Here is a 10,623-nt window from a genome sequence, read left to right on the forward strand (position 1 = left end):
GCCGGCGGCGCGGTCAGTCCACGCGGCTGACCGTGCCGCCGGTCACCCGCACGAGCTGATCGAAGGTCATCGGGAAGACCGTGTGCGGGGTGCCGCCCGCCGCCCAGATCTCGTCGAATGCCGCGAGATCCTGGTCGACGACCGTCCGCAGCCGCTCCGGATGGCCGCACGGCGCGACGCCGCCGATCGCCTGCCCGGTGGCCTCCCGCACCTGCTGCGCCGTGGCGCGCGTGATTCCGGGGATCGCCAGGCGCTCCGACAGCGCGGCGGTGTCCACGCGGTGCGCGCCGCTGGTCATGACCAGGAGCGGACCGCCGTCGCTCCAGAACACGAGGCTGTTGGCGATGGCGCCCACCTCGACGCCGAGCGCTGCGGCGGCCAGCGGTGCCGTCGAGGCGGCGTCCGGGAGCACGATGATCTCTCCCTCGATCCCCTCTTCGCGCAGGCGGTCGCGGACGAGCTGGCTGCGGGCGGGAAGGTCTGTCATGGCCACAGCGTAGCGCCGGCCCTCGCCGCCGACGGAGGGAGGAGGCAGAATGGGATGACGGGGTCGCAACGCCGCGACGCCGTTGAGCGCAGCCCACAAGGCCGGCCGAAAGAGAAGAGCAATGACGCACATCCTGCCCCTGCCCGACTTCACCCACGAACGCGTGGAGGTGACCACGGGCCCGCGCAGCGGCCTGTTCGTCGCCGTCGCCCTCCATTCGTCGACCCTGGGATCCGCCCTCGGCGGTGCACGCCTGTGGCGCTATCCGCACTGGAGCGACGCCCTCGGCGACGTGCTCCGGCTCTCGTCGGCGATGACCCTGAAGAACGCGGCGGCGGGCCTCGATGCCGGAGGCGGCAAAGCCGTCATCGCGCTGTCACCGGAAGACGCGCTCGATGCCGGCCGACGACGCGACGCGTTCCTCGATCTCGGCGATGTCGTCGAGTCGTTCGGCGGGCGGTACCGCACGGCGGAGGACGTGGGCAGCACCACGGACGACATGCTCGTGGTGAGCGAACGCACGACGCACGTGGTCGGCCTGCCCGACAGCGTCGGCGGCTCCGGCGAACCGGCCGGACCGACCAGCATCGGCGTGTACGAGGCGATCCGCGCGACCCTGGAGCGCAGCACGGGATCCGCGGAGGTCGCACAGCGGCGCATCACCGTCTCCGGGCTCGGCCAGGTCGGCAGCCGTCTGGCGCTCCGGCTGGCCGCCGAGGGAGCCGTCCTCACGGTGACCGATGTGAACCCCGCCAAGCGGGACCTGGCGCTTCAGCTGGAAGCGCGGTGGGTCGAACCGGGAAATGAGCACCTGATCGACGCCGACGTCTTCGTTCCCGCCGGCATCGGCGGTCTGCTCACCGATTCGGTCATCGACGCCCTCGCCGCCCGCGCTGTGTGCGGCCCCGCAAACAACCCGCTCGCCACGCGGTCCGGAGCCGACCGGCTCGCGGCGCGCGGCATCCTCTACGCTCCGGACTTCGTCGCCAACGCCGGTGGCGTGATCTACCTCGATCTCGAGGCGAAGAGCCGCGGCACGCGAGCCGAGATCATGGACCGCGTCGCCGGAGTGGGTGAGACCATGCGCCGGGTGTTCGACGCCGCCGCCGCTTCGGGCGTCACTCCCCTGGTCGCGGCGGAGGAGATCGCCGGCGAGCGCCTGCGCGCTCGAGCCGACGACCCGGCACTGCCGGTCTGACGCCGGGTCGGGCCGATCAGACCTTGATCGGGAAGGTCAGGAGGATCACGATGCCCGCGATCCCGACGACGATCGCCAGGCCCAGGAAGGTGCGCGATGCCCACACGGCGATGTTGCGCTGCGACATCGCCGTGAGGAACAGCACCAGCGCGAAGAGCACCGTCAGCAGGGAGTAGTTGTCGCCCCGCTGATTGTTCTCCAGCGCCTCGGCGAACTTCGCGTCGGCGAGGGCGGAGTACTCCGCCGCCTCGACGGAGCCCGCAGGAACGTACTCCTCCTGCACGAAGGGGCCGCCCTCGTCTGCACCCTCCGCCTGCCACGCGTCGAAGGCGACGCGGAATTCCGGCTGGAAGCGCTCTTCGATGTACGCGGCGAGCTCCTCCTGACCGGCGGCCTGCGCCTCGACCCACGAGGCATAGACCGTCAGGTCGAACTGCCGCTGGTCGCGCGCCTGGCCGTCGAAGTTCGTCGCCTGCACACGCGCGCTGGAGGCCTGGCTGAAGGCGATCGACATCTCGCCGCCCCACTTGGACGCCTGGAATCCGCACCAGGCGGTCAACACGGCCATGGTCGACAGCAGCACGACGGCGACGATGTCGCGGATGTCGCGCGAACGCGCTTCGGTGCCAGACGTCTCGGCCATGAGTGCTCCTTCTGCCCCGAGCGGGTGAGAAGAGCGTAGCGCGATCGGTTCGACTCGACGGAAGCGACAGCCGGACCGAGAGCCTCGGAAAATGTGGACCTGAGGGGATTCGAACCCCTGACCTCTTCATTGCGAACGAAGCGCGCTACCAACTGCGCCACAGGCCCGTGAACCTCAGCAACACTATCACGGTGACGGGGAACGACCCGACGCGACGGTCAGCCCGCGGCGCGCCTGGCGAGCAGATCGCGCACGTGAGCTTCGATCTCGGCGTCGTCCACGAAGCCCATGCGCCCATACTCCGGCCGGCTCTCACGCGCGGCCGGCTCCGGCAGCGCGACCGGCCGGCGGCGCTCCTCCTCGGCGCGCATCGCCTCGTCCACGGCGGCACGGCGCAGCGATGCGCGCGCATCCTCGGCGTCGAGCGTGAGGGAGGCACGCGATCCGACCGAGGCGGTCAGCGGGCGCGGAAGATGGCGGGGCGTCCAGGTCGGTGCCGGCGTCGGTGCGAGGGCGACATCCTGCACCGTCGACGCGACGCGCTCCGCCACCGCGGGTGCCGCCGGACGCGCGGCCGCACGCACCGCGACGCGCCACATGCGGTGCAGCAGCACAGCCGACAGGACCGCGAGGGTCGACCCGACCCACAGCAGCGTCACGGGGCCTCCGACGGCCAGTGACCACGCGCCGGCGCCCGCGACACCGAGGCCGGCCACGCCCGTGACGGTGAAGACCGCGCGGGCACGCCGACGCGCACGTCGGCGGCGGGCATCCGGATGCGCTCGAGCCGCCGCCCGCTCGAGGCGGGCCCGTTCGAGCTCCAGCCGCTGCGTCTCCAGCGCGGCCTGTTCGCGCTCCTGGGTCGCTTGACGCGCGAGGCGCTGCTGGGCGGCCGCGGTGCGCGCGTTGAGCTCGAGGCGCACCTCGCGGGGGGTCTCGCTCGTCTCCGCCAGCACGCGCAGCGCCTGGTTCAGACGCACGGCATTGCGTTCAGCGGCGTCGAACTGCCGGCGGCTGTTCCACGACGGCAGCAGATAGACGAGCCACAGGAGCACCGCGACGAGCACGATGACGCCCCCGCCGAGTACCTGTCCGCCCATGGCGTCAACGGTATGCGACCGCTGCGTCTCGATGCCGCATCCGCCCGCGTGTCGCGGCCGAACCGGCGCGAGGGTGTGTCAGGCGCGCAGCCGGTCGGCCGGGGGGATCGCCGCGGCATCCTGCGGCGCGCGCCCCTCGACCCAGCGTCGCAGCACGCCGTCGGGCACGTCCTCGGTGACCACGGCGAAGCAGTAGTGGTCGCGCCAGTCCCCGTCGATGTGGATGTACCGCCGACGCAGACCCTCGTAGCGGAAGCCCAGCTTCTCGACCACGCGCAGGCTCGCCGTGTTCTCGGGCCGGATGCAGATCTCCATGCGGTGCAGGCGGAGCTCCGAGAAGCAGATGTCGGTCGCCAGGGCGACCGCGGTGGGGGTGATGCCGCGCCCGGCGAAGCGCTCGCTCACCCAGTAGCCGATCGTCGCGGACGCGAGCGAGCCGCGGGCGATGCCCCACACGTTCAGCTGCCCCGCGATCGTTCCGTTCTCCTCCATCACGAACGGGATGCCGCCCCCGTCACGGTACTGCTGGAGGAGGCGACGAACCGCCGAGCGCATGTCGATCGACACGGGCCCGTCCGGGTTCGTCGCCTCCCACGGGCGCAGCCACGTGCGGTTGGTGAGCAGCTCCTGCTGCAGCGCGCGGGAATCCCGCTGCCGGATCAGGCGGATCGCGATCGATCCGTACGAGCGGGGAGACGCGAGGTCCATGCGCTCCCCCTCCGAACCGGCGGCGTCACAGGGACGCCGCGAACTCCTTGAACCAGGGGCGCAGGTCGGGACCGAGGTCGTCACGGTCGGCGGCGAGCTGCACGATGGCCTTGATGTAGTCCACCCTATCCCCGGTGTCGTAGCGGCGGCCGCGGAAGACGACGCCGTACACGCCCGGACCGTCGGGGTCGGCGGCCATCTCCTGCAGCGCGTCGGTGAGCTGGATCTCGCCGCCCTTGCCGGGCTCCGTGCGCTCCAGGATGTCGAAGACCGCGGGAGAGAGCACGTAGCGACCGATGATCGCGAGGTTCGACGGGGCGTCTTCGCGCTTGGGCTTCTCGACCAGGCCCTTGACCTTGACGACGTCGTCCTGGTCGGTCTCCTCGACCGTCGCGACGCCGTACATGTGGATGTGCTCGGGGTCGACCTCCATGAGGGCGATGATCGCGGCGCCGGTGCGCTCGTGCTCTTCCATCATCTTGGTCAGCAGCACGTCGCGCTCGTCGATCAGGTCGTCGCCGAGCAGCACCGCGAACGGCGAGTCGCCGACGTGCGCGCGCGAGCGCAGCACGGCGTGACCGAGCCCCTTGGGCTCGCCCTGACGCACGAAGTGGATGTCGGCGAGGTCGCTGGAGTGCTGAACGCGCGCGAGCTTGTCCTCGTCGCCCTTCTCCTTGAGCTTGACCTCGAGCTCGGGCACCGAGTCGAAGTGGTTGGAGAGGTTGTTCTTGTTGCGACCGATGATGATGAGCACATCGTCGATGCCGGCCGCAGTGGCCTCTTCGACCACGTACTGGATGGCGGGCTTGTCGACGACGGGGAGCATCTCTTTGGGCATCGCCTTCGTCGCGGGCAGGAATCGCGTTCCGAGTCCGGCAGCGGGAATGACGGCCTTGAAGGGCTGTGACGGCATGGCGCGATCCTACCGGCATCATGTGTCGGCCCCGTGTCGGCGACATACAATCGATCCATGTCCGACGCGATCGACGACGCAAAGCGCGCCCTCCGTGCCGAACTGCGCGAACGCCGCCGCGTGATGTCGGCCGCCGCCGTGGAGGCGGCCGGCGAGCAGCTGAGTGCGCACCTGGACGACCTGCTCGCCCGCCACGAGGTCTCGGCCATCTCGTGCTTCCTCTCCACCCCGTTCGAGCCGTCGACGCGCGCCTTCGTGGAGAACGCGGTCGCCCGCGGCATCCGCGTTCTCCTCCCCATCACCCGCACCGACGGCCTGCTGGACTGGACGGTCGCCACCGAAGACGGCGACATCGCCGAGGGCCTGTTCGGGCTGCCGGAGCCCGTCGGGGAGCTCCTCGGACCCATCGCGGTGAACGATGTCGACCTCATGATCGTGCCGGCCGCCGCGGTCGACCGCACCGGCATGCGCCTGGGATGGGGCCGCGGCTATTTCGACAAGACGATCGGATCGATGGAGGGCTGCCCGCCGGTCTACGCCGTCGTCTACGACAGCGAAATCCTCGACGAGGTCCCCTCCGAGCTCCACGACCAGCCGGTCACCGGCGCGGTCACCCCCACCCGCATCCACGAATTCGCGCCTGCGGCGCGCTGAGCCGATACCGAGAGTCGCCCATGCCCACCTACGCCTATGCCTGCAAGCACTGCGGACACCGCTTCGACGCCGTGCAGTCCTTCGCCGACCCGACCTTGACCGAGTGCCCCGAATGCGGGGGCGTGCTCCGCAAGGAGTACGGGTCGATCGGCGTCACCTTCAACGGCTCGGGCTTCTACCGCACCGACTCGCGCTCGGGCTCGTCGTCGACCGCGAAAGCATCTCAGGGTGGCGACGCGGGCCCGTCTTCGTCATCATCGAAGTCCGAGAGCACATCCGCCCCCGCACCGTCGGGCGCGTGAGCGGCCGCCGAGGCCGGAAGGAGACACCGTGATCAAGGGTTTCAAGGAGTTCATCCTCCGAGGCAACGTCATCGACCTCGCCGTCGCCGTGGTCATCGGCGCCGCCTTCACCGCGGTCGTCAACGCGATCGTCGCGAGCATCATCAATCCGCTGATCCAGCTGGTGTGGCAGCCCTCCGAAGACGGCACCATCGGATTCACGGTGCAGGGGCTCTGGGGCGACGTGACCTTCCCCGTGGACACGCTGATCAACGCCGTCATCTCGTTCCTGGCCGTGGCGCTCGTGGTCTACTTCGTCTTCGTGCACCCGATGAACCTCATGAAGGCGCGGGCCGCCGCGAAGGCGGGCGTCGACAAGGCGCCCGAAGAGCCGCAGCTGCCCACCGAGCAGGAGATCCTGGTGCAGATCCGCGATCTGCTCGAGAAGCAGAACGCCACCCCGAAGGTTTAGCCCCGCTCCGCCTCAGTAGTGGGGCGGCACCTCGCGGCGCATCCGCTCGTCGTTCGGTCCGGATGCCGGCGCCGCGGCCTCGGCGTCACTGTCGGCGTCGGGCTCCGCGGGCTCGTCGGTGGTGCCGGGTGCGGCGGTCAGCTTCGCCCGCCGGGCGCCGCGGACCTTCTCCACACGCTGCCGGTCACTCGATGACATCGATCGGCTGCGTGTCCGCGTCGGCGCGCGGCGCTTCGGACGACACGCCGAGCAGGCCGGCGATGCGCTCCGCGACCGAGGCGGGGTCGCTGTAGAGGTCGAACGAGTGCACGCGCACGTAGTGCCAGCCGAGGCGCCGCAGGATCTGCGGCCGCAGCCGGAGGGCCTCGCGCAGCGAGTCCGCGACCGTCTCGGGGTCGCTCTCGACCACGACCGCCTTGCCGTCGTGCTGGGCGACGAGGGGCAGCAGGCCCCGGTAGTCGACGTCGACGGCCACACCGAGCCGCCGCAGCTCGCGGGCGAGGGACCGCGTGAGCGGGTCGGCGAGATCCTCCAGGCGCGCGTCGCGCTGCCGTGCGGCCAGTCCGCCGAGGATGCTCATGAGCGTCGCCGCGCCGTGCTCGAGTCGACCGTCATCGAAGGACGACGGGCGGATGGACGACACGATGACCATCGACCGCCGCGCGCGCGTCATGCCGACGGTCAGCAGCCGATCGCCGTCGGGCGTGGAGAGGTCGCCGAAGTCGCTCAGCACGCGCCCGTGGCGGGTGAGGCCGAAGCCGAGCGAGAAGACCACCCGGTCCCGGCTCTCGGCGACGGACTCCTCCAGGCTCAGCACCGCGAACGGCTCCGCCGTGTCGCGCGAGACGAAGTCGGCCACGTCGGAGCGGCCGGCGAAGGCCGCTTCCACAGCGGCACGGATGCGCGCCGCATGCCGGGTGCTGGCCGTGACGACCATGAGGGACTCCTGGCCGCGGTTGACCGCGTGCTCCACCACGAGCGTGACCACGCGCGCGACCTCGGCATCCGGACTCTCCACGGCACCGGTCACGGGATCGGGCACGCCCGTGCCGCCCTCGACGTAGTCGACGCTGAGGCTCCCGCGTCCGAGATACGACCCGGCCCACGGCAGCGAGGAGAGCTCGCCGCCGTAGAACGCGTCGTTGACGAGTTCGGCGAGGTCCTCTCCCCCGGCGCGGTAGCTGCGGGTGAGGGTCGCGATGGGCACGAGTTCGGCAAGGCGCTCGAACACGCTGACGCTGTCGAACGGCTCCGCGTCTTCGGCTTCGAGGCGGTCGTCCTCCGACAGCTCGCCGGCCGCGACGCGGAACGGCGTGGGCTTCTGCGTGACGGGGTCTCCGAACACGACGACCTGGCGCGCCCGGCGGAGGGCCGGGGTGGCCTCGGCGAGGGCGAGCGAGGCGGCATCCGCGACGACGACCACGTCGAAGTCCTCGTCGCCCGGGATGCGCGGCACGTCGTAGGGCGAGGCGAGCCAGACGGGAGCGAGGGTGCGCATGAGGGTGGGGGCGGCCTGCAGCACGTGGGCGGCGCTGACGCCGTCCTTCAGGGCGCGCTTGAGGGCGTCGGCCTCGTCGGCGTGATCGACCAGGCCGATCCGCCACTGGGTCGCGAGCTGCGCCGCGAGGAGCGGACCGGCAGCGGCCGCGTGGGCCTCGTCGACGAGCCGGAAGTCTCGTTCCAGCCGGTCCACCACCGCGGTGTTCGCGCCCAGAAGAGCGCGATCCGATCGCAGCACGTGCTCGAGCGCCGACTGCCACCACGCGAATTCCAGCTCCGCTTCGACGTTCTCTTCGGGAACGTGCCGCACCGACAGCTCCGACAGCAGCGGCTCGAGGCCCATCTCGCCGAGTTCGGTGCGGAGGGTGGCGCGTTCGACGAGGTTGTCGAAGTACGACGACTCGGCGGCGAGCGACGCCAGGGTGCGGACGAGGGTCGCGACGGGAAGCGTCGACAGCGCGTGCGAGCCGGTGCGGCCCAGCACACCGTCGAGGTCGGCGAGCTCCGCGTCGGCCCGCTGCCACGCGGTGACGACGTCGGCGAGGCCGAGCGGCACCTCCGGCGTGATCCCGGCGTCGACGAAGCGCTGCCACTGGGTGCGCTGGTGCTGGATGCGCAGCAGCGCCTCGTACATGTCGGGCACGTGCACGCCCGGACGGATGTACTCCTTCGACAGGCGCCGCAGCCGACGGCGATTCGCCCCGCTCATCGTGGGTGCGTCCCGGCGCGGCGCGTGCGCCTGGATGAGCTCGACGAGGGGCCGCTCGAACACCGTGGGGCTGAACCGGTCGAGCGTGTCGCGGATGCCCTGCAGCACGGAGAGGTACTCCCCGAGGTCGGCGACCGTGCGGAAGGGGTGCATGCGGGTCTGGGCGATCAGCTCGTATCCGCGCTCCAGAAGAGCGGGCACGTCGGTGCGGTGCAGGCGCCCCGCGAGGGCGTGGGCGGCGCGCGCATCCTCCGTCGTCGCGAACGAGACGCCGTACCACGGCGAGTCGTCGGGCCCGAAGCGGAACTCACCGAGCCGCGCGGCGGCGGCCAGCTTCGTGGCGGCCACATCGCGCGAGGCCGCCAGACGCAGCAGGGTGCGCACCCCGAGGCGCGCCGAGGTCGACGGCGGCACATCCCGCGCGGACAGGCGCGACAGCGCGCGCAGGATGTCGAGCACCGACACCTTCAGGGCGTCGTCGGTCTTCGTCACGGCGGTGCGGTAGTCGCGCAGCACGCCGCGCAGGCGCACGAGCGCGTCGTCGATGTCGGCGACCTTCGGCGCCTGTGCCTTCTCGTTGCGCCCGATCGCGCGGATCAGGTCGCGGCGCAGCGATCGCGGCGAGACCGCGAGGCCGGGCAGCCCGATGCCGGCGAGGCGGTGCCGGATGCCGTCGAGGGTCGACCGTCGCGCGCTCACCACCAGCACGCGCTTGCCGTCGCGCACGAGCGCGCCGACGGTGTTGATCACGGTCTGCGTGCCCCCCGTGCCGGGCAGGGTGTGCACCGCGAGGGACTGTCCGGCGAGGATGCGCGCGAGGACCGCCTCCTGCTCGGCGTCCGCGTCGAGCAGGAGCGTGTCGGCGGCGGGCGGTCGCTCGTCGGGGTGCGGCATCTGCGGCACCTCGCGGCGAGCGGTGAAGGCCTCGCGGTCGGCGAGATGCCCGGCGAGCGCATTCAGCACGGGGTGGTCGAGGTCGCGGCAGTCGCGCGTCATGGTCTCGCCGACGTCGGCGAAGCTCGAGACCACCAGCCGGGGGTGCACCCGGAAGTGATCGAAGCCGGAGGTGAGCGCGCGCAGGTGGTCGATGACGGGCTGGGGCTTGAACACCCCCTGGTCGTAGGCTAGGGCGGCGAGCGCGTCGCCGTCGAGGTCGATGCCGAAGTGCGTCCGCAGGGCGCGCACGAGCTCGGGGTTGACCGAGAACGAACCGTGCAGCTTCAGCTCGAAGTCGCTGTGGTGGCGACGGATGGCCAGCGGCCGCAGCAGCACCGGCGCGGAGCACTCCAGCCCGCCAAGGCGCCAGACCGCGAGACCGACGGCGAGGTGCACGGCCTCGATCCCGCGCGCCGTGCGCAGCTCCACGTTCTTGGCGGTGATCTGCTCGGCCGCCATGCGTGCGGTCCGCAGCGCGACCTCGTCGCGGAAGAGGTTGGACAGGAGCGTCGAGCGCCCGGTGATGAACTGCGGCAGACTTCCCGGGTGCGCCTTCGTGATCTCGATGCCCGCATCGACGCTCTCGTCGAAGTGCAGCAGCGTCGACCGCCCGCCCAGACGCGCCGATTGACGGCGGAGCCGATCGCGCTCGGACTCGGCGACATGGGTCACCCGCACGCCCGGCTCCGAGAGATCGAGGTCGCCGGGGGTCACGGTCGCCGCCGGTCCGGCCACCTGCTCACCGACCGCGACGCTGCCTTCTGCTCGCCACACGACAGTCACACTATGCGCGGGACGCGCGGTCCTCTTGCATCCCGACAGAGTTTCGCGGTATTGGGAGGCGCGGGACCGCTCGGGGTGAACCGCTCCTCCCCAGCCGTGTCGCGCTGAGTGACGCTCCCCAGGCTCCCGCGCAGGATCGACGACGTCGCGGCGCGCGCGACAGGATGACGCCATGACACTCCGCTTCCACGTGCACCCGACCCCGGTCGGCGAGGTGCTCATCGTCGTCGATGACGAGC

General features: G+C 71.4%; 11 protein-coding genes and 1 tRNA gene. 4 read left to right on the forward strand and 8 right to left on the reverse strand.

Features of this window, described 5'->3' with window-relative positions; genetic code table 11:
* Positions 1 to 13: 13 nt before the first annotated feature.
* The gene (locus B4E30_RS12710) at positions 14 to 487 is read right to left on the reverse strand and encodes a YbaK/EbsC family protein (RefSeq protein WP_286795476.1); all 474 of its coding nucleotides are present in this window, start codon (positions 485 to 487) and stop codon (positions 14 to 16) included.
* Between the two features lie 121 nt (positions 488 to 608).
* Here B4E30_RS12710 and B4E30_RS12715 point away from each other — a divergent pair, with 121 nt between their 5' ends.
* Entirely contained in the window at positions 609 to 1,685 is a 1,077-nt protein-coding gene (locus B4E30_RS12715) for a Glu/Leu/Phe/Val dehydrogenase family protein (RefSeq protein WP_286795477.1), read from the forward strand.
* Positions 1,686 to 1,701: 16 nt separating this feature from the next.
* Here the strand turns inward: B4E30_RS12715 and B4E30_RS12720 are convergent, their stop codons facing one another.
* The 5 genes from B4E30_RS12720 to galU form a co-directional block, all read right to left on the reverse strand.
* Positions 1,702 to 2,328 carry a hypothetical protein gene (locus B4E30_RS12720; protein WP_286795478.1) on the reverse strand — a complete coding sequence of 209 codons (627 nt, stop codon included), beginning with the start codon at positions 2,326 to 2,328 and terminating at the stop codon, positions 1,702 to 1,704.
* A gap of 94 nt (positions 2,329 to 2,422) precedes the next feature.
* Positions 2,423 to 2,495 (reverse strand) — tRNA-Ala (locus B4E30_RS12725).
* Between the two features lie 51 nt (positions 2,496 to 2,546).
* Positions 2,547 to 3,428, reverse strand: coding sequence for a large exoprotein (locus tag B4E30_RS12730; protein WP_194384850.1), 882 nt, complete (start codon positions 3,426 to 3,428; stop codon positions 2,547 to 2,549).
* A 78-nt stretch (positions 3,429 to 3,506) separates the two neighbouring features.
* Entirely contained in the window at positions 3,507 to 4,136 is a 630-nt protein-coding gene (locus B4E30_RS12735; protein WP_194384849.1) for a GNAT family N-acetyltransferase, read from the reverse strand.
* 25 nt (positions 4,137 to 4,161) lie between these two features.
* Positions 4,162 to 5,049 carry a UTP--glucose-1-phosphate uridylyltransferase GalU gene (galU, locus tag B4E30_RS12740; RefSeq protein WP_194384848.1) on the reverse strand — a complete coding sequence of 296 codons (888 nt, stop codon included), beginning with the start codon at positions 5,047 to 5,049 and terminating at the stop codon, positions 4,162 to 4,164.
* 57 nt (positions 5,050 to 5,106) lie between these two features.
* On the opposite strand from galU, the gene B4E30_RS12745 reads away from it, so the two are divergent.
* From B4E30_RS12745 to mscL, 3 genes are read left to right on the forward strand one after another with little or no spacing between them, the layout of a single operon-like run.
* Complete coding sequence (locus B4E30_RS12745) at positions 5,107 to 5,703, forward strand: 5-formyltetrahydrofolate cyclo-ligase (protein WP_286795479.1); 597 nt, start codon at positions 5,107 to 5,109, stop codon at positions 5,701 to 5,703.
* 20 nt (positions 5,704 to 5,723) lie between these two features.
* Entirely contained in the window at positions 5,724 to 6,005 is a 282-nt protein-coding gene (locus tag B4E30_RS12750; protein ID WP_286795480.1) for an FmdB family zinc ribbon protein, read from the forward strand.
* 28 nt (positions 6,006 to 6,033) lie between these two features.
* Positions 6,034 to 6,456: a large conductance mechanosensitive channel protein MscL gene (gene mscL, locus B4E30_RS12755; RefSeq protein ID WP_286718403.1), complete on the forward strand. Its 423-nt coding sequence runs from the start codon at positions 6,034 to 6,036 to the stop codon at positions 6,454 to 6,456.
* Positions 6,457 to 6,468: 12 nt separating this feature from the next.
* Here the strand turns inward: mscL and B4E30_RS12760 are convergent, their stop codons facing one another.
* Entirely contained in the window at positions 6,469 to 6,654 is a 186-nt protein-coding gene (locus B4E30_RS12760) for a hypothetical protein (protein WP_286795481.1), read from the reverse strand.
* Positions 6,641 to 10,375 (reverse strand): AAA family ATPase, encoded by a 3,735-nt coding sequence (locus tag B4E30_RS12765; RefSeq protein ID WP_286795482.1) that lies wholly within the window; start codon positions 10,373 to 10,375, stop codon positions 6,641 to 6,643. The genes B4E30_RS12760 and B4E30_RS12765 overlap by 14 nt, the downstream gene beginning before the upstream one ends.
* Positions 10,376 to 10,623: the final 248 nt, after the last annotated feature.

It is taken from the genome of Microbacterium sp. UBA3394, from assembly GCF_002358725.1.
In the GTDB taxonomy this organism is placed as follows: Bacteria; Actinomycetota; Actinomycetes; order Actinomycetales; family Microbacteriaceae; genus Microbacterium; species Microbacterium luteum.

Coding starts and splice junctions, on each gene's coding strand:
- B4E30_RS12710 (WP_286795476.1), bottom strand. CDS start 487: ATGACAGACCTTCCCGCCCGCAGCCAGCTCGTCCGCGACCGCCTGCGC.
- B4E30_RS12715 (WP_286795477.1), top strand. CDS start 609: ATGACGCACATCCTGCCCCTGCCCGACTTCACCCACGAACGCGTGGAG.
- B4E30_RS12720 (WP_286795478.1), bottom strand. CDS start 2,328: ATGGCCGAGACGTCTGGCACCGAAGCGCGTTCGCGCGACATCCGCGAC.
- B4E30_RS12730 (WP_194384850.1), bottom strand. CDS start 3,428: ATGGGCGGACAGGTACTCGGCGGGGGCGTCATCGTGCTCGTCGCGGTG.
- B4E30_RS12735 (WP_194384849.1), bottom strand. CDS start 4,136: ATGGACCTCGCGTCTCCCCGCTCGTACGGATCGATCGCGATCCGCCTG.
- galU (WP_194384848.1), bottom strand. CDS start 5,049: ATGCCGTCACAGCCCTTCAAGGCCGTCATTCCCGCTGCCGGACTCGGA.
- B4E30_RS12745 (WP_286795479.1), top strand. CDS start 5,107: ATGTCCGACGCGATCGACGACGCAAAGCGCGCCCTCCGTGCCGAACTG.
- B4E30_RS12750 (WP_286795480.1), top strand. CDS start 5,724: ATGCCCACCTACGCCTATGCCTGCAAGCACTGCGGACACCGCTTCGAC.
- B4E30_RS12760 (WP_286795481.1), bottom strand. CDS start 6,654: ATGTCATCGAGTGACCGGCAGCGTGTGGAGAAGGTCCGCGGCGCCCGG.